This is a genomic window from Clostridium kluyveri, assembly GCF_001902295.1.
Taxonomy (GTDB): domain Bacteria; phylum Bacillota; class Clostridia; order Clostridiales; family Clostridiaceae; genus Clostridium_B; species Clostridium_B kluyveri_B.
This window is the reverse complement of record NZ_CP018335.1, coordinates 2,839,714-2,859,472: the sequence shown is the minus strand read 5'-3', so window position 1 is coordinate 2,859,472 and position 19,759 is coordinate 2,839,714. Positions and strand designations below refer to the sequence as shown.

General features: G+C 34.1%; 16 protein-coding genes. 11 read left to right on the top strand and 5 right to left on the bottom strand.

Annotated features, from left to right (window positions below; all coding sequences use genetic code 11):
- Positions 1-215 precede the first annotated feature (215 nt).
- Positions 216-470: a helix-turn-helix transcriptional regulator gene (locus BS101_RS23365; protein WP_198039482.1), complete on the bottom strand. Its 255-nt coding sequence runs from the start codon at positions 468-470 to the stop codon at positions 216-218.
- A gap of 170 nt (positions 471-640) precedes the next feature.
- Between BS101_RS23365 and BS101_RS13650 the strand changes: the two genes are divergently transcribed.
- Entirely contained in the window at positions 641-4,690 is a 4,050-nt protein-coding gene (locus BS101_RS13650) for a beta strand repeat-containing protein (protein ID WP_073539317.1), read from the top strand.
- 324 nt (positions 4,691-5,014) lie between these two features.
- Positions 5,015-6,088: a glycosyltransferase family 2 protein gene (locus BS101_RS13645; RefSeq protein ID WP_073539316.1), complete on the top strand. Its 1,074-nt coding sequence runs from the start codon at positions 5,015-5,017 to the stop codon at positions 6,086-6,088.
- Positions 6,089-6,205: 117 nt separating this feature from the next.
- Here the strand turns inward: BS101_RS13645 and BS101_RS13640 are convergent, their stop codons facing one another.
- Positions 6,206-7,732, bottom strand: coding sequence for a class I SAM-dependent methyltransferase (locus tag BS101_RS13640; protein WP_073539315.1), 1,527 nt, complete (start codon positions 7,730-7,732; stop codon positions 6,206-6,208).
- A 230-nt stretch (positions 7,733-7,962) separates the two neighbouring features.
- Here BS101_RS13640 and BS101_RS13635 point away from each other — a divergent pair, with 230 nt between their 5' ends.
- From BS101_RS13635 to BS101_RS24260, 7 genes are all read left to right on the top strand, one after another.
- Positions 7,963-9,495 carry a histidine kinase N-terminal 7TM domain-containing diguanylate cyclase gene (locus tag BS101_RS13635; RefSeq protein ID WP_242951269.1) on the top strand — a complete coding sequence of 511 codons (1,533 nt, stop codon included), beginning with the start codon at positions 7,963-7,965 and terminating at the stop codon, positions 9,493-9,495.
- 133 nt (positions 9,496-9,628) lie between these two features.
- Positions 9,629-11,575 (top strand): glycosyltransferase family 2 protein, encoded by a 1,947-nt coding sequence (locus tag BS101_RS13630; RefSeq protein WP_073539314.1) that lies wholly within the window; start codon positions 9,629-9,631, stop codon positions 11,573-11,575.
- Positions 11,576-11,640: 65 nt separating this feature from the next.
- A complete protein-coding gene (locus BS101_RS22810; RefSeq protein WP_156876050.1) occupies positions 11,641-11,802 on the top strand; it encodes a hypothetical protein in 162 nt (53 codons plus the stop codon).
- A 10-nt stretch (positions 11,803-11,812) separates the two neighbouring features.
- Complete coding sequence (locus BS101_RS23360; RefSeq protein WP_198039481.1) at positions 11,813-11,971, top strand: CPC_1213 family protein; 159 nt, start codon at positions 11,813-11,815, stop codon at positions 11,969-11,971.
- The gene (locus tag BS101_RS13625; protein ID WP_242951268.1) at positions 11,943-12,569 is read left to right on the top strand and encodes an HDIG domain-containing metalloprotein; all 627 of its coding nucleotides are present in this window, start codon (positions 11,943-11,945) and stop codon (positions 12,567-12,569) included. The genes BS101_RS23360 and BS101_RS13625 overlap by 29 nt, the downstream gene beginning before the upstream one ends.
- 218 nt (positions 12,570-12,787) lie before the next feature.
- Positions 12,788-13,543: an SIMPL domain-containing protein gene (locus tag BS101_RS13620; RefSeq protein WP_242951267.1), complete on the top strand. Its 756-nt coding sequence runs from the start codon at positions 12,788-12,790 to the stop codon at positions 13,541-13,543.
- Between the two features lie 314 nt (positions 13,544-13,857).
- A complete protein-coding gene (locus BS101_RS24260; RefSeq protein ID WP_156876049.1) occupies positions 13,858-13,980 on the top strand; it encodes a sporulation protein YjcZ in 123 nt (40 codons plus the stop codon).
- A gap of 344 nt (positions 13,981-14,324) precedes the next feature.
- Here the strand turns inward: BS101_RS24260 and BS101_RS13615 are convergent, their stop codons facing one another.
- Positions 14,325-15,002 carry a Crp/Fnr family transcriptional regulator gene (locus BS101_RS13615; RefSeq protein WP_073539312.1) on the bottom strand — a complete coding sequence of 226 codons (678 nt, stop codon included), beginning with the start codon at positions 15,000-15,002 and terminating at the stop codon, positions 14,325-14,327.
- Positions 15,003-15,125: 123 nt separating this feature from the next.
- Between BS101_RS13615 and BS101_RS13610 the strand changes: the two genes are divergently transcribed.
- Positions 15,126-15,872 carry an ATP-binding protein gene (locus tag BS101_RS13610; protein ID WP_073539311.1) on the top strand — a complete coding sequence of 249 codons (747 nt, stop codon included), beginning with the start codon at positions 15,126-15,128 and terminating at the stop codon, positions 15,870-15,872.
- Here BS101_RS13610 and iadA read toward each other — a convergent pair.
- Together iadA and BS101_RS13600 are read right to left on the bottom strand one after the other, a co-directional pair.
- The gene (gene iadA / locus BS101_RS13605; RefSeq protein WP_073539310.1) at positions 15,869-17,035 is read right to left on the bottom strand and encodes a beta-aspartyl-peptidase; all 1,167 of its coding nucleotides are present in this window, start codon (positions 17,033-17,035) and stop codon (positions 15,869-15,871) included. The two genes, BS101_RS13610 and iadA, sit on opposite strands and share 4 nt — an antisense overlap.
- An 81-nt stretch (positions 17,036-17,116) precedes the next feature.
- Positions 17,117-18,103, bottom strand: a complete 987-nt coding sequence (locus tag BS101_RS13600) for a biotin--[acetyl-CoA-carboxylase] ligase (RefSeq protein ID WP_073539309.1) — start codon at positions 18,101-18,103, stop codon at positions 17,117-17,119.
- A gap of 193 nt (positions 18,104-18,296) precedes the next feature.
- On the opposite strand from BS101_RS13600, the gene BS101_RS13595 reads away from it, so the two are divergent.
- On the top strand, positions 18,297-19,625 hold the full coding sequence (locus BS101_RS13595) for an ectonucleotide pyrophosphatase/phosphodiesterase (protein WP_073539308.1): 1,329 nt from the start codon (positions 18,297-18,299) through the stop codon (positions 19,623-19,625).
- The last annotated feature ends 134 nt before the right edge of the window (positions 19,626-19,759 follow it).

Below are 19,759 nucleotides of genomic sequence, written 5' to 3'. Positions count from 1 at the left end.
AAGGTATGTGCTGCTTCCTATATGTTCAAAAACAATACCATAAATGAACTGACCAAGAAGATTTGCACACATGCAAACACATATAAAGCATGAAATGACTTTTCCAATTAAGTCTTTAGGCGTTAAAAGTTGCAGATATGTCAGTATTTGAATTTGGAATAATGTTGACAATGCCACTAACAGGCCGCTCCCTGAACATAAAGTGAAAACTTTCTTTAAGGTCGCCCCAACCAGTAGCAAATATATTTCCGGTTACTTTCTTTTTTTAAAATGGAATAGATTGGTTTGTCGGTACTGTCAATTTTGTGTAATGCCTCTTTCATACGAGCTTTTATCACATATCTGTGAATCGTAATGCCAAAAGCAAGCTGAAAATCATTTTGCAGCTTAGCAGCACTTGTATTTGTCAAAAAGATCAATTCGGAAATTTTAAGTGAAGCCGAAAGACACCCATCAATAATCGCTTTCATTTTATTGATGGCTGCAAAATCTCCTTTACTATATATTACTTTAATAATGAGGGTATATACTTATGGCAAATATTTATTTAATGTATCCAATTTTATTATAAGAACATATATTGTAATAGCCCAATTATAAACAATCTCATAAAATCAAAAGAGAATAAGGAGATGAAATTATGCCAGTTATACAAGTCAATCCTAGTGATGATGCATATATATCTCAATTGAATCCTAATACAAATTTTGGTAGTTCAAGCCTTTTATTCACAGGAGTGTTTGTTCCATCTAATGATGTATTTAGAAGTTTACTGAAATTTGATTTATCTAATATTCCTTCTGGAAGTAGTATATTGCAAGCTTCACTAGAATTGTTTGTTTTTAGAAAAGATATACCTGATGCAGTGTTATCACCTCAAACTGTCAATGTATTTACAAATGCAAGTGATTTTTCAGAGGATACAGTTACGTGGAATAACGCACCTGCATTGAATGCAACAACCGATTTTGTAAATGTAACGGATAGTGATATTGGTAGTTTTATTAGTATTGATATAACAGATTTAGTAACTGATTGGTTTAATGGTTCGATGATAAATAATGGAATTACGTTGGTTGGAATAGAAAATGTCATTGATACCATAATAGGATATTTCTCCAAAGAATGGCCAGTTCCTAGTCAGAGACCATTTTTAAATGTAGAATATGTTACGTTAGTACCTACTGGTATTACAGGACCGACGGGACCAACGGGCCCAACCGGCCCAACCGGAGCAACAGGAGACACAGGAGCAACTGGGGCAACAGGAGACACGGGTCCAACTGGGGCAACAGGAGACACAGGAGCAACAGGAGATACTGGCCCAACGGGTCCAACTGGAGCAACAGGTGACACCGGAGCAACCGGGGCAACAGGAGACACGGGAGCAACAGGAGCAACAGGAGATACTGGCCCAACGGGAGCAACTGGGGCAATCGGTGACACAGGTCCGACAGGAGCAACAGGAGATACAGGAGCAACTGGAGCAACCGGAGATACTGGTCCAACCGGAGCAACCGGAGACACGGGTCCAACAGGAGCAACAGGAGACACTGGGGCAACTGGGGCAACTGGATCAACAGGAGACACGGGAGCAACTGGGGCAACAGGAGATACGGGTCCAACCGGAGCAACAGGAGATACAGGAGCAACAGGAGCAACAGGAGATACAGGAGCAACAGGAGCAACGGGAGACACAGGAGCAACTGGAGCAACAGGAGACACAGGAGCAACTGGGGCAACAGGAGACACGGGTCCAACTGGGGCAACAGGAGACACTGGGGCAACTGGAGCAACGGGAGACACAGGAGCGACCGGAGCAACCGGTGACACAGGTCCAACTGGAGCAACCGGAGATACGGGAGCAACCGGAGCAACGGGAGACACCGGAGCAACTGGGGCAACAGGCGACACAGGAGCAACTGGGGCAACAGGAGCAACCGGAGCAACAGGAGACACGGGAGCAACTGGGGCAACCGGTGACACAGGACCAACAGGAGCAACAGGAGATACAGGAGCAACTGGAGCAACAGGAGACACGGGTTCAACCGGAGCAACCGGAGACACGGGTCCAACAGGAGCAACAGGAGACACTGGGGCAACTGGAGCAACGGGAGACACAGGAGCGACCGGAGCAACCGGAGACACAGGACCAACAGGAGCAACAGGAGCGACAGGAGACACGGGAGCAACTGGGGCAACAGGAGACACAGGAGCAACCGGAGCAACAGGAGACACTGGGGCAACTGGAGCAACCGGAGACACGGGTCCAACTGGAGCAACTGGAGATACGGGAGCAACTGGAGCGACGGGAGATACAGGAGCAACTGGGGCAACAGGTGATACGGGAGCAACAGGATCAACAGGAGACACGGGAGCAACCGGAGACACAGGCGCAACCGGAGCAACCGGAGACACAGGAGCAACTGGAGCGACAGGAGATACTGGCCCAACAGGTCCAACCGGAGATACAGGCGCAACAGGCGCAACCGGAGATACTGGAGCAACCGGAGCAACAGGAGACACAGGAGCAACCGGGGCAACAGGAGATACGGGTCCAACCGGAGCAACAGGAGATACAGGAGCAACAGGAGACACGGGAGCAACAGGAGCAACAGGAGATACAGGAGCAACTGGGGCAACAGGAGACACGGGAGCAACAGGAGCAACGGGAGACACCGGAGCAACTGGGGCAATAGGAGACACGGGTCCAACAGGCCCAACCGGAGATACAGGGCCAACCGGAGCAACAGGAGACACGGGTCCAATAGGAGCAACAGGAGACACTGGGGCAACTGGAGCAACGGGAGACACAGGAGCGACCGGAGCAACCGGTGACACAGGTCCAACTGGAGCAACCGGAGATACGGGAGCAACCGGAGCAACTGGGGCAACAGGAGACACAGGAGCAACTGGGGCAACTGGAGACACGGGTCCAACAGGAGCAACAGGAGATACAGGAGCAACAGGTCCAACTGGGGCAACAGGAGATACTGGCCCAACGGGTCCAACCGGAGATACAGGCGCAACAGGCGCAACCGGAGATACTGGAGCAACCGGAGCAACAGGAGACACGGGTCCAACAGGAGCAACAGGAGATACGGGAGCAACCGGAGCAACTGGGGCAACAGGAGACACAGGCCCAACCGGAGCAACAGGAGACACAGGAGCAACCGGAGCAACCGGAGATACAGGCACAACAGGAGCAACAGGAGATACAGGAGCAACTGGAGCAACGGGAGACACGGGTCCAACAGGAGCAACAGGAGACACTGGGGCAACAGGAGCAACGGGAGACACCGGAGCAACTGGGGCAACAGGCGACACAGGAGCAACTGGGGCAACTGGAGACACGGGTCCAACAGGAGCAACAGGAGATACAGGAGCAACAGGTCCAACTGGGGCAACAGGAGATACTGGCCCAACGGGTCCAACCGGAGATACAGGCGCAACAGGCGCAACCGGAGATACTGGAGCAACAGGAGCAACCGGAGACACGGGTCCAACAGGAGCAACAGGAGATACAGGAGCAACAGGAGACACTGGGGCAACTGGGGCAACAGGAGACACAGGAGCAACCGGGACAACAGGAGCGACAGGAGATACAGGAGCAACAGGAGCAACAGGAGACACCGGAGCAACTGGAGCAACAGGAGACACGGGTCCAACCGGAGCAACCGGAGACACTGGAGCAACAGGACTAACAGGAGACACGGGTCCAACAGGAGCAACAGGAGCAACAGGAGATACAGGAGCAACAGGAGACACTGGGGCAACTGGGGCAACAGGAGACACAGGAGCAACCGGAGCAACAGGAGACACGGGAGCAACTGGGGCAACTGGTGACACAGGTCCAACAGGAGCAACAGGAGATACAGGAGCAACCGGAGATACAGGCGCAACAGGAGCGACAGGAGATACTGGCCCAACGGGTCCAACAGGAGCAACAGGAGACACTGGGGCAACAGGAGCAACCGGAGACACGGGAGTAACTGGGGCAACCGGAGACACAGGTCCAACAGGAGATACAGGAGCGACTGGGGCAACAGGAGACACAGGAGCAACAGGAGCAACCGGAGCAACAGGAGCGACTGGAGATACAGGAGCAACTGGGGCAACGGGCGACACGGGAGCAACCGGAGATACTGGTCCAACCGGAGCAACCGGAGACACAGGAGCAACTGGGGCAACCGGAGACACAGGTCCAACAGGAGCAACCGGAGACACAGGTCCAACAGGAGCAACCGGAGATACTGGTCCAACAGGCCCAACCGGAGCAACAGGTCCAACGGGCCCTGTAAGTATACTATCTTCTTCGGAGAATAGTACAGCTAATGCAATCACTGGTACTCCAACTGCACTTCTTTCTCAGACAATAACTACGACTGGACAGGAATTAAAACTGGATTCTGTAGTAGAATTGGATATAATAGTAACTGCAATACTTCCTTATAGTTATTCAATTCTATATGAGTTACGTGAAGATACAACCACTATAGCTTCAATAACAATTAATAATGCAGGTACTGCTACTTCACTTGGAGAAGCACACACAGAAATTTCTAATTTGACATGGACTCAAACTCCTACAGCTGGTTCTCACACTTATGATATTCAGCTTACACTTACTAGCTCTACTAATATTACAAGTGTTACGGCAAACACTAAAGCATTGAATATCATAGGATAGAGCCCAATATAATTGATACTGGCTATTTTTTAGATAGCCAGTATTTTTGTTTATCCGAACGAGGTAATTAGTTAATACTTCCATCTTCTTCAAAGTGTGGGGTAAGCACTGCTGCGCCCCTGAATAAGTTCTTCCCCTAAAGGATAACGTATTCTAGTGCTAAAGACACTAAGAATACTGTTAATAAGGTTCAGATGGAGAAAAGCATTTCTCGTAAGCAAACTCCACCTGGATCTAAGAATCACTTGATGTTATAAAGCAGCTTGTATCACTTTTTTTGTGTTTTCATATTATATAACGTACTGACTTTAAGGAAGTGATTATATGATAACTGTTAGTCTTTGTATGATAGTAAAAAATGAAGAAGATACCATAGGAAGATGTTTAGATTCTGTAAAAGATGTAGTGGATGAATTTATAATAGTAGATACAGGTTCCTCTGATAATACTAAAAATATAATAAAAAAACATATCAATAATGTTTATAATTTTAAATGGATTGATGATTTTTCAGCTGCAAGAAATTTTGCATTTAGTAAAGCAACTAAAGATTATATTTTTTGGTTAGATGCGGATGATGTACTACTTCCAGAAGATGTAGAAAAGTTTAAATCTTTGAAGGAAGATTTAGATATCTCAATAGATTCTGTAACAATGAAATATAATGTAAGCTTTGATGAGTATGGTAATGTAACCACAAGTTACAGACGTAATAGGCTAGTTAAAAGAGAAAAAAATTTTAAATGGATTGGCTTTGTCCATGAGTATTTAGAAGTATATGGAAATATAATTAACAGCGAAATTAGTGTAACTCACAAAAAAATAAACTATTCTCCCAATCGTAATCTTGAGATTTTTCAGAATAAATTAAAAGAAGGAGTCGAATTTACGCCAAGAGATATATTGTATTATGGAAATGAGTTATATGATCATGGAATATTTGAAGAAGCTTTAAAATACTATAATAATTTTTTAGATTCAAAAAGAGGATGGTATGAAGATAACATCCATGTCTGCGGAAAGATATGTGACTATTATCAATCAATTAATAAAGGTGAGGAAAGTCGTAAATATGCCTTTAGAAGTTTTGAATATGATGCTCCACGAGCTGAAGCATGCTGTAGACTTGGATTTTCCTTTTTACAAGAAAATAAGATTAATCAAGCAGCATTTTGGTATAAAACAGCTGCAAATCTAAAAAAACCATTAAATAGTTTGGGATTTTTTAGTGATGCCTGTTGGACGTGGCTTCCTCATTTGCAATTATGTGTTTGCTATGATAGATTAGGTAATCATAAATTAGCTTATGAACACAATGAAATAGCTGCCAAATTCAGACCCAATGATAAAAGAATACTCTATAATAGGGAATATTTTAAAAAAATGGGATTTAAATAAGAATGTAAATGATTTTTTTAATATTATAATAAGGCTGTCAGGAGTTAAATTCTGCAGCCTTTATTACTTATACTTTAAATAAGGTTTTTATTTAATCAAATTTAATCAAAGAGATTATTATTTTTTTAATAATAATCTGAAACAATATAATCCTCCTAATAATTTAGAATATATAGCATTAGGGTATATTTTACAATCAAGTGAATCTGCAAATTTAAATCCAGTATTTTTTAAACAGTTAACTAACAAGTTTAAATCTGCAGTTGGGTAATCAATAGTTAATACGAGAAGTCCATCTTTTCGTAAAACCCTATAGAATTCATTAATAGATTTTTTTATATCTCCAACAGGAAGATGTTCTATTACTGAAATACAATAGACTTTATCAAATTTATTGTCCTCATAAGGGAGAGCTGCCAGACTACTATTTGAAAATTTTATTTTATCTATATACTTTGCAGCTTTTTTAACATCTTCTTCGTCGAAGTATTCACTAACTCTTGATAAGATTTTGTTTTTATCTAAGATATCAGTATCAATATCACAGGCATATACATCTTTACATATACTGGCTAAATAAAACTTAAATGGATGAGGAGCACCGCAGGCTGCATCTAAACAAGTGTCATTCTCTTCTGAGAAATTTGATGCCCAGGTGTATTCGTAGCATCTGCTCCACCAATCATTAGGAAATTTTAATAGGCATTCTGTTTTTTCTTCATCAGTAGTAACTATAAATCTGGAGGATTTTTTATCTGCACAAGATCTTTTAATATTATTTTCTCCAATATACTTATTGTATTTTCTGTACATGTTAGGATCTACTATAGATTTATGATATTCACCCATGAAAAAATTATTGTCAGGATAAATTCTAGCTAATTCTTTTAATCCATAGGATCCATATTCTAATTTTAATCCTTGATAATTTTTAGTGAATGATTCAGACAAATTTGGAAGTTTAAATCTTTGAAATAGTGTTTTATGATAAACGCAAGATTTATGACAGATTTTAGGTACCCATTTCTTACCTGTGCCCATGTAATAATTATATCCTAGCAAAATACTGTCATCCTCATAACCTTGAGTACCTGTTAAAAATCCAACATCATAAGGACATAATTCTTTTAATATACTTAATTTATGAATCACAGGATGTACAAATCCCTGGGTGATTTTATCTTCTCCTTTTGTAGATAGGTACTTGATTTTGTCCTCTAAACTAATAGTGGTATTTGAAGAAATGTCATCTGAAAAATTAGTTACTATTTTGGGAGATATCATAGGTTCTTCAGATGAATTTAAATAATCAATTAAAGGATCCTGCCAATTAGGCGGGAAAATCATATCAATATGAGCTTCTGTAACATAATCAATATTGGAATAGTTTTCTATAATATATCGAAATCCTATATATCTAGATAGTGTAATACCCACATTTTCACCATTACCCAGCAGCTTATAATTAAAATCAAATTTCTGTAAAATCACATCTAATTCTTCATTAGATAAACATCCTTGATTAAAAATTAATAAATTGACATCTTTAGAATAAGATAAACTTTCTAAACACTGATATGCCATGTCCATATCTTCATCATAATTTTCTTTATTTATAAAAAATGGTATCATATAAATATTCATTATAAGAAACCTCCTGCTTACAATATTATAAATACATTATATGAAATTGTAATAATTTTAGTTAATCACTATTATATATAGGAACTTTTTAATTTGAAGAAATCTATTTATTTTTATGATATAATGCTGGTGAATACTTGAGATATTCATGTAATATCTATATCTTTAAATAAAGAAGTATTGATAATTGAATGTAAATGTTATATGAAATGATAAAAGAGGGTGTTATTTTGAACTATGTAATCTTTCTTATAATGTTTTTAACAGCATTTATTGCTGCACAACTAGCAATCTACATTTTTTATAATAGGAAAAAGATCTATTTGAAAGGCTTTCTGGGCCTTATTTTATCTGTTTTTACATATAGTTTATTTTATTCATTTGAATTAATATCTCCAGATTTGAATTATATGAAGCTGCTTGCAGCAGTACAATATATAGGTATATTGTCTATTCCAGCATTCTGGGTTATCATGGCTCTTGAATATACCAATAAGAGCAAGTATGTTAATGTGAAGTTGTATATAATTATTTTTTGCCTACCTGTTATTTTAGTGATTTTGAATTTTACTAATGAATATCATCATTTGTTTTATAGAAATTATTCAGCTGCCATAGTGTATTCCCTGTCTATTGCAAATATCAGTCCAGGTATAGGATATATAATGTCTACCATATATATTAATTTAATGTCTTTACTGGGGAATATCTTATACATAGAATTTTTTATTAAAAATAATGTATATAGGAAAAGAAGTTTTACTATTATGATAACTTCTTTTATACCCTGGATTGGATACTGGATATATATGTCCGGTATCATGCCAATAAAAATAGATATTGTCCCTGTTTTCATGGCAATTCTTTGTCTGTTTTATGTTAAGGCGCTGTCTAAAAATAATATTTTTGAAACCGCAGTTATAGCAAGACACATTATTTTTGATAATATAAAGGAATTTGTAATAGTTTTAGACATGAACAATAAAATAATCGATATAAACAAGACAACGGAACAGTTCTTTAATAAAGAAGCAAGTATTATAATAGGACAAGATATAGCCAAGGCCCTTGAAGATTTTACGGCAATTACAAAGTATCTAAAGGATAATAAAGAAGTAACTTTTGATTTTGAAATGAAAACTGATGATAAGCAGCATTATTTCAGGGGAGAAATAACTTTTATAAATAACGATGGAAAGGTTGTTATTTTGAAGGATAATACAGAACAAATTTTAATGATAAAAAGACTTCAATATTATGCTACTATGGATATTCTAACAGAAGTATATAATAGGAATCATTTTTATAGTGTTGCCAATGAAAGAATACTTTATTGTATAAAAAATAATCAACCTATATCATTGGTAATGGTTGATTTAGATAAGTTCAAAAATATAAATGATACATATGGGCATTCTGCTGGTGATTTGATATTAAAAAATGTCATAGCAATCTGTAAGACCTGTTTAGGAAAGAACCATACTATTGGAAGATATGGCGGAGAGGAATTTTTAATCATTTTAGAAAAGTTTGAAGAAGAACAGATATTAGAAATAGTAGAAAAAATAAGAGTTAAAATAATGAATTTTAATAATATATATGAAGGTAAAATTATAAAAGTGACCTGCTCTTTTGGAATTTTTACATCAATAGGTCTAACAGATTTAAATGAGATGATAAGGAATGCAGACGAAGCTTTATATAAATCAAAAAATGAGGGAAGAAATCGAATAAGTATAAAGAATAAGAACATTTCAATTTAATTTACACTATAGTATAAAATTATAGTGTTTTTTATATATAGGCAATAATTAAATTTATGAATAGTATATAAGGAGAATAATCTACTAGGCTGCTTATTTAGTACCTATAGTGAATTATATAGGAGGAAAACTAATGAATGAGAATACAAAGGTTTTAATTGGAAGTCCTGTGAGACAACCGTATAATATATTAGCAAGCTTTATAAGTTTTTTAAAAAATATTATAAAAGAAGATAGTACTATAGACTATTTTTTTATAGATGATAATGATGATCCAAATTCAAGCAACTTGCTTAAAAATTTTTCTCAGGAAACAAAAGATAAAGTTATTATTGAAAAAGGAGAAAAAATAGACACTTATGTACGTACAGAAGACACACACTATTGGAAGGAAAGTTTAATTTGGAAAATAGCACAATATAAAAATAGAATTATACAATATGCTAAAGAAAATTGTTATGATTATTTATTCTTGATAGATTCAGATATAATGCTGCATCCTAAGACATTATCAAGTTTAATAAGTAGTAACAAAGATATAATATGCGAAATATTTTGGACCAGGTGGCAAAAAAATGCAGGCCAATTGCCGCAGGTTTGGATGTGTGATGAATATTCGTTTATTACTAAAGAAAGAAATGAAGTATTGACTGAAGAAGAATTTAATAAAAGATATACAGATTTTATAGAAAAATTAAAAAAACCAGGCATATATGAGGTAGGAGGCTTAGGTGCATGTACCTTAATAAGTAAGAAGGCTATGAATAAAGGAGTTAATTTTAATAAAATCTATAATTTGTCCTTTTGGGGAGAAGATAGACACTTTTGTATAAGGGCAGCAGCGTTAGGGTTTAAGCTGTATGTTGATACCGCTTATCCGGCTTATCATGTATATAGAAAAGAGGATTTAAAAGGAGTAGAACAATTTAGAAGTAAATGTATATATGAAATTAATAATTCTTTGTATATTAATAATTTTGTAAAAGATTTTTTGGATAAATTCTACTGCTTTAATTATAATAATATTGATAAATTTGAAGTGAATAAGTATCTATCTTCTAATTATACAGAAAAGTTTAATAAAGATAAGAGTAGTATTATTAATTATATTATAGAAAAAAAGCCAGTAAATAATATAAATATATTAGATATTAATACTGATAAAGCTAATATAGATGATAATAAAATTAATATAACATGTAAATTTCAATTAGAAAGTAAAAATATAACAGAAAATTTTGTGAAAGTATTTACTTGTAACTTAGAATTAAATACACAGTCTATGCTAATAGAAAGTATAAAGCTTATAAATAGTGATAACAAACCTCTTCTTGGATACAATATTTTAGATCTATTATATGAGCGAATAAGAATAAACAAAGATACAGGAAATAAACTGACCCTTGCTATGCTTGTGAGAAATGAAAGTAAAAAGTTCTTAGAAAGGGTTTTGACACATGCAGCTAAATATATAGATAATGCGGTGATTTTAGATGATGCCAGCGAAGATGATTCAGTTGAAATATGTAAAAAAGTATTTAAAAATATACCATTAACTTTAGTTGAAAATAAAGAACATGGGTTTAGTAATGAAATTGTTCTGAGAAAACAATTGTGGGAAATAACAGCAAATACAAATCCTGATTGGATATTATTTTTAGATTCAGATGAAATTTTTGAAGATAGAATATGTGATATTATTAGGACACTAATCAATGAACCTAATTTTGATTATTATGCTTTTAGGCTATATGATATGTGGGATGAAAGTCACTATAGAGAAGATTTTTATTGGGGGGCACACAAATATTATAGACCATTTTTAATAAGATATCAGCCTAATTTTAATTATACTTGGGAAGAAAAGCCACTGCATTGCGGAAGGATTCCTGAAAATATATTTAGTTTGCCTGGGTGCATATGCTATGTAAGATTAAAACATTTTGGCTGGTCTACCAATGAATTAAGACAATCTAAGTATATCCGGTATTTAAAAGCAGATCCTGAAGGTAAATACGGGAGTTTAGAACAGTATAAATCCATTATGGATGAAAATCCGACACTGATAAAATGGGAGTAACTTATAAGATATTAGTATCAGAATATAAACATTAAAATTTGGAATACTAATTTCGAGGTGATAGTATGTCTAAGCATAAAAATTCCGATAATAAAACATTTGAAAATCCAATAAATGATCAACAAAAACTTGCTAACCTTGAAAACTCCATTCAGGTTAACGGTTCTTATATTAATCAAACACATAATTCAAAAAAGGAATCGTCAGGATCTAATAATAAAAGATAAGGAGAAGAATATGAGCGAGCAAAATAAGAAAAGAAGTACTAAAAACGGAAAAAAAGAGGATGGAAAGTTTCATTCTAAGCATATAAAGCATGATCCCCAAGCAGAGAGTGCCAGAGCTGTTTTTGATATAAATGATATTAATGCAGAAGATAAAAATGAATCCTTATAAAGATTTATTTCAAGAGATAAATTATCATCTGTTAGATGATAAAGAACCATCAAAATATCTAAATAGTATAATTAACCATAAGGAATTTGAAATGTATCCTTTTAATATGTTATATAAGCTTAAAGATACTAAACAGTCCCTACGATATCATCCAGAGGGTAATGTTTGGAATCATACATTGATGGTTGTAGATGAAGGGGCAAAAGTAAAAAATAAAAGTAACAATGTTTCAGCTTTTATGTGGGCAGCACTGCTTCATGATATTGGGAAGCCATCTACAACAAAGACTAGAGGGGATAAAATAACTTCCTATGATCATGATAAAGTGGGAGCAGAACTTTCAAGAGATTTTTTATCTGAGTTTACGTATAACATTGAATTTATAAATGAAGTTTATTATTTGATAAGATACCACATGCATATACTCTTTGTGTTAAATAAACTGCCTTTTGGAGATATAAGAGGTATGAAGGAGTATGGGGATATTTATGAAGTAGCCTTACTTGGGTTGTGTGATAGATTAGGAAGAGGTGGCTGTGATAGAACTAAAGAGGAAAATAATGTAAGACTATTCATTGAAAAATGTATCAAAAATTAATGAAAATATGAATAAGAAAGAGGCTATTGTATTAACGATGAAAAAGTTGTTAATACAATAGCCTTCTATTTTTAAAATTTTTGAAACAGAATTTTATGTTTAATCGTCTAAATTTATAAAGAACACAAAGCTAAAATTGGGAGGTTTATGCAATAATAGGAAAAGTATTACATGAAGAAGAATAAATTTTAAATTTATTAATATAAAAAATGTAAGGAGTGTTAACTTTGAAAGGTATTAACTTGTTAAAAAGAAAATGGTCATTAATTTTTATGTCTACAATTATGTTTCTCCTCTTATTTGGAGCAATTTCAGCTTCCAATTATAAGGTATTAGCTGCAGAAACCAGAACCATAAATGTTACTGGAGATGGTGAAGTGAATGTAGTACCTGATATTGCTAATTTATCTTTAGGAGTAACTACAGAAGATAGTACGGTAGACAAAGCCCAACAAAACAACTCTGCTGCAATAAATAAGGTTGTTGAAGCTATAAAAGCAGCAGGAGTAGCAGCTGAGGATATTAAAACCTCAAATTATTATATTAACCCTAAATATAATTATAATGAGGAAACAGGAATTAGTACAATTATTGGATATACAGTTGATAGTACTTTGAATGTTACAGTTAAAAATATAGCTTCAGTTGGAACTGTAATTGATACTGCTGTGGCAAATGGGGCGAATAACTCAAATGGAGTAACTTTTGGAGTTGGCGATTATGAAAAATACTATAATAAAGCCTTGACAAATGCCATATTAAATGCAAAAGCTAAGGCACAGGCAATAGCTGATGCATTAGATGTAAAACTATCAACTTTAACTACAATAACAGAGAATTCAAATGGTATTCCTGGTGAATATCCTATTTTCTATGATTCATCATCAGTAAAAAACTCTGGAGGACAAGGTACTACTATAGAAACAGGACTTTATAAAATAAAAGCTAATGTAAGCTTAGTCTATCAGTATTAGAATATAAACAGAAATATATAGACAAGTTATTTTTTATCCAAAAAGAGTTAAAGCAGACTATAAACAATTTAAGAGATTGTTTATAGTCTATTTTTTATGAAAAGTTTTTAAATATAGCAGCTGCATTAACTTTACATAAAAATTTAATATAAATCAATTCTATAAAAAAGGGCATAGTCATTAATAACTTCACTATATAATAAAAATAAAAGTAACATTTACACTGATGATTAATATTATAGAAGTATAGAACACATGATGAAAAAAAAGAATACCTAAATAAATTATTTTAAAGATGACAAGGAGGGATCTTTATGTCAAGATGTGGTCGTAGATATGATAGTGGTTGCGGTGGATTTGGACGTGGAAAAGAAGTACTAGTTATAATAATACTTTTATTATTATGTGGTGGTCTTAATTGCGGTAGCATTTGCTAAGGAGGATGTTTTAAATAACTAAGGAAGTAAAAAAGATTTAATAAAGGGATACATGCTTTTTATTAAATAGTTTTTGTAATTCACTAATCGATCTTATAGTTTGAATTAAAGCAATAAGATATGGAACAGATGATGATAATTTAGATAACTTAAAATATGTGTTTAGGATAACAAGGAGGGATCTTTATGTCACGCAGATGTGATGGTGGATATGGACATGGACGCGGAAAAGAAATAGTAGTAATAATAATAATATTATTATTATGCTGCGGATGTGGATGCGATTCATGGTAAAATGAATTATTAAAAGGGAAACGAAAAATTTTTCGTTTCCTTTTTAATTGTTAAAATAATAAATTTCTTAAAGTTTCCAGATCTTTTATTACAATATGATTTCTATGAAAGTCTATTATATTATCCTTTTTCATATTTATAAGTTCCCTTGAGAGAGAGGGTCTTGGAATTCCAAGCAATTCTGCCATTTCTTTTCGTGTATAGGATAAATCTATTTTTAAATTTTTTTTCTGGGCATACTCTTCTAAAATATAAAAAGCAATTTTTTGACGAATGGTTTCATAAGATATGTTTTTAAGTTTTCTATTTAACATTAATATTTTGTCAGATAATAAAGTCATGAAGTTATTTAAAAATACAGGAAATAAAGGAAAGATGTTCAATATATCCTCTTTGGATATAAACATTATAATAGATTCATTTGATGAAACTATGGTAGCAGGGTAGGTGCTTCTATTAGAAAATATTATAACTTCTCCAAAAATATCACTTTCTTCCAGCCTGCTTATTGTAATAGTTTTTCCAGAGGCGAATATTTTTTGTACCTCCACATTTCCTTTTATAACTATGCCTATTTTGGAACAATTCCATTCTTCCATGGCTATGATTTCTCCTTTAGAGTAGGAGGAGAGGGTATAATTTATATTTTTTAAAAAATCTTCTATGGATTCTTTAGAAAAATTTTTTGTAAGCACACATTTCTCTAGTGCATTAATAGCGTTTTTCATATTAGTCTCCCATTATCTGATATAATATTTTTACACTTAATTATTACATGTGTAACGTAAGTTACAGATATTAAAATTATATTCTATTATAATGAACATATCAAGGTAAGGGAGGAATATATGATGATAAGAAAAATTGTTGATATAAATGAAGAAAAGTGTAATGGATGTGGTCTGTGTGCAGAGGCATGTCATGAAAATGCCATAGAATTGGTAAATGGGAAAGCAAAGCTTATAAGTGACGAGTATTGTGATGGACTGGGAGACTGCCTTCCTGAATGTCCTACTGGTGCTATAAGTATAATTGAAAGGGAAAGTAAAGCATATGATGAGGAGCTTGTTACAAAGAGAATTGAAGAAATCAAAAAATTGAAAGAACAAAGACCAATGCCCTGTGGATGTCCGGGTACAGCTGCAAAAAAAATAAAGAGAAATTACCATGAAGATAAAGTAAAGGCGAAAAATACAGAGAATATATCAGATGCATTAAAGAGTACATCTGAATTAAATCAATGGCCTGTTCAATTAAAACTTATAAATAGCAATGCAGACTATCTTAAAGAGGCAAACTTACTTGTAGCTGCTGACTGCAGCGCTTATGCTTACGGTAATTTTCATAAAGATTTCATAAAGAACCATATCACGGTAATAGGATGTCCTAAATTAGATGATATAAAATATTATGAGAATAAATTTATAGAAATTATAAAAAACAATAACTTAAAAAGTATAACTGTGGTCAGAATGGAAGTACCATGCTGCAGTGGCATTGTAAATGCAGTTAAAAATGCCATGTTGAAAACACAGACTATACTTCCATACAGAGAAGTTATAATATCTACAGAGGGGAATATTATTTTCAACTCTTAACTATTTTCAAAGGTACCGTAAACTAAGGGGGAGTAATTTTGAACCATTACTTTCCCTTTGCTTATGACAGTATTAATATTTAATTTATTGTCCAATAAAATTAAATCAGCATCATAACCTTCAGTTATTTTGCCTTTGTTTCTCAATTTTAGCAGTTTTGCAGGGGAAGAAGTAAGGGGAATGAGAGCTAGCTCCAAAGGTATACCCAACTCTATAGATTCTTTTATTGAGTTAATGTTTGTATTTGGCATACCTCTGGTTAGTTTAGTTAGGTTACCTTTGTCATCAAAAAATGGCATACTGCCTCCAGCATCAGAACTCATTGTTATGTGATAAGGAGAAATATGTTCTTTTAGTAATGTATTGTATAGCTGAGAGGCACTTACAGCTTCATCTCCTTCATTCTTAATTCCAGTGGTTATATCCACAAAACCACCGATTTTTACATATTCTACACATTGTTTACGTAACAGACTATTTCTATTAAGGTGTGTAGGCAGTAAGTTCTCAAAAGGTATATTTGAGTTATCTATCAAATTAAATACGGCATTTAATCCATTCTTTCCATCACCTACATGCATATGTAATACTCCGCATTTGTCTGAAATGAGTCCACCTACTCTGGTTTCACAGGCTAAATGTATTAAATCATTTTCAGAAGGATGACTTCCCCTGTGATCTGAAATGGCTATTTCACCGGCCCCTATTATTTTATCTATAAGTATGATATCTCCTCTTATGCTGTCTGTAAGGGTTCTTGTAGGTACGGCATAACATCCTGTCCAGCAGTATGTAGATAAGCCTTCTATTTCAAGAGCCCTTGATTTCGCCAGTAATGCACCCATATTTCTCGTTATTCCATCTGTACCCAAAAGACCTATACAGGTTGTAATGCCATTTAAAGTAAAATCTGTGAGATTCAGCTCGGGGGTACGGGTATTGAATCCTCCTTCACCTCCAGCACCGTTTATATGTATGTGAAGGTCAATTATACCCGGAGTTGCTTTTAGGCCATTTCCTTCTATTATTTCAATTTCAGGAAAATTTCCTTTGGGTACATGTGTATTTTCAGATATATAGACTATTTTATCAAAACATATTAATATGTCTTTTTTCCCTAAAGATTCGGGAGCAAATATTTCTACATTTTTTATTAAAATCATAATTGAACACATCCTGAAGATATTTTAATATATATTATGGTTTACTATTTTGATTTAATTTAAACATAGAAATACTAAATTTTAAATATATCCATTTAATCCTCGTATAGAAATTTCTCCAGATATCAGATTTTCTCGGGTTCCATTTTCATATTGAACTATTAACCCTCCATTTTCATCTAGATCTAAAGCTTTTGCAAAGGTTTCATTTTCTCCTCTAATTATTCTTATAATTTTTCCTATAACGGCAGAATTGGTTCTGCAAATCTTTATGGAGGATTCAATATTTTGTGTTTTTTCAAATTCTTCATATAAGTATTCGAATTTATTTACTAAATTTCCTACGAAAGATTTTCTATCTAAAGTAAGTCCTGTCTCTATTTTAATAGATGTGGCTTTACTTAATATATCCTTTTGAAAATCTTCTTCACCTAAGTTGGCATTTATACCTATCCCTAATACTACATAGTGTACTTTATTCATTTCGGCATTCATTTCAGTTAAAATACCACATATTTTTTTACCATTGAGTATTATATCATTAGGCCATTTTATAGTTGCTTCTATTTTAAAGTCCTTTAAGCTTTCTATTACGGAAGCGGCGGCTATTTGAGTGAGTTTAGGTATTTGCATGGGGTTTATATCTGGCCTTAAGATTATAGATAGCCATATACCCTTGTACTTAGGAGAACACCATGCTCTTCCCAGCCTTCCGCGGCCTCCTAGCTGTTCTTCAGCTATGACTAAAGTGCCATGATTTTCACCTTTACTGGCCAGCTCTTTTGCTTTATTATTAGTAGAATCTACGCTTTCAAGATAGACAATTTTTTTACCTATATACTTTGTTTTTAAGTATTTTTCAATCTCTTCAAAAGTTAGCATGTCTGGAGATTCCAATAATTTATATCCTTTTTTGGAAGAAGAGTCTATTATATATCCTTCTTTTTTTAAATTATTTATGTATTTCCATACAGCAGTACGACTTACACCAAGGTTGTCGCTTATTAATTGACCGGATACAAATGTATGGGTATTTTTTTTTAATATATGAAGTACTTCATATTTCATATAAAAAACCACCTTTTTATAGTATTTAAAGGTATTATAACACAGTTACACACTTTCTAGAGATGTTATAATATTATTAATTATATATATTAATAATGTTCAATTATTTTTACATTAAGTTAATGCTTATGTAAACTTATATAGATATAATTTGTATATTTAAAAATTTATTATTCAAGAAAGGGTAAATTATATGAGTGCAATATCAAAATACTTATATGTTATTTCATTAGATGCATTATCTAGTTTGGATTTTCAATATATCAGCACTTTACCCAATTTTAAAAACTTTCTAGCTGAGGCTTCCTACTGTAAGAATGTTTATAGTGTATATCCTACATTAACTTATCCTGCCCATGTATCTATTGTTACAGGGAAATATCCTAAAAATCATGGAATAGTAAATAATACTTTGCTTCAGCCTAATAGAAAATCTCCAGATTGGTATTGGTATAGGAATAATATAAGAGGAGATACTTTTTATGACCTGGCTGTAGAAAAGGGAATGAAAGTAGGAGCGCTGCTGTGGCCTGTTACTGCAAAGTCAAAAATACAGTACAATATGCCGGAAATTTTTGCTAATAGGTTTTGGAAAAGTCAGATTCTGGTGTCCTTGTTAAATGGTACTCCTTTATTTCAATATGAGTTAAATAAAAGGTTCGGCTATTTAAGAGATGGTATAAGACAACCCAATCTTGATAATTTTGTTCACCAGTCATTATTATATACTATAGAGAATAAGTGGCTGGATTTAACTTTAGTACATTATACGGATTTAGATAGTATAAGACATGATTATGGCTTTAATTCCAGGGAGGCTAAACTTGCTTTAAAAAGGCATGATAAAAGAATAGGAGAAATAGTACAGGCACTTAAAGAAAAAGGTATATATGAGGAAAGTACTATTATTATTTTAGGTGACCACAGCAGTTTGGATGTAAATAAGATAATCAATCTTAATATACTTTTGAGAGATAGAGGGTATATTGAAGTCAATTCAAAAGGTAAGATAATTGACTATAAGGCTATATTTAAAAGCTGTGATGGTTGTGGATATTTATACGTGAAAGAAAATAATTTTAAAATATTAAAAGAAATTACAAAGTTAATTGAGGATTTCAATGGGGTACATGAATGTATAGATGCTATTTATTCCAGGGAAAAAGCTTTAGAATTTGGTGCTGATGGAAGGTGTTCTTTGTTGCTTGAGGCAAAACTTCCCTATTATTTTCAAGATAAGATTTGTGGAGAGTTGATAGAGGAATTTAATGGGGGAAATTTACAGAGAGAAAATGGATGTAAGTTATGCAACCATGGATATTCTCCTTTTAAGCCTGATTATACTACTGTATTTATGGCATCAGGCAAAGGAATAAAAAAAGGAGTAATTGTAGAAGAGATGAATTTAGTGGATGAAGGACCAACTATTGCTAAGTTGCTAGGATTAGAATTGAAAAATACAGATGGAAAAGTCTTAGAATATATATTGGATGAAAATTGTACAAAACAAATTAGTAATTAATAGCAATGTTAAAAGAGCTTATCAGTTATGGGATAAGCTCTTTAGCTTGAGAAAATTAAACTAATCTTAAAGTGTACCGGTACATTTGGCAAATATAATATATAAAATATAATATAATTATCTGATTTTAAATC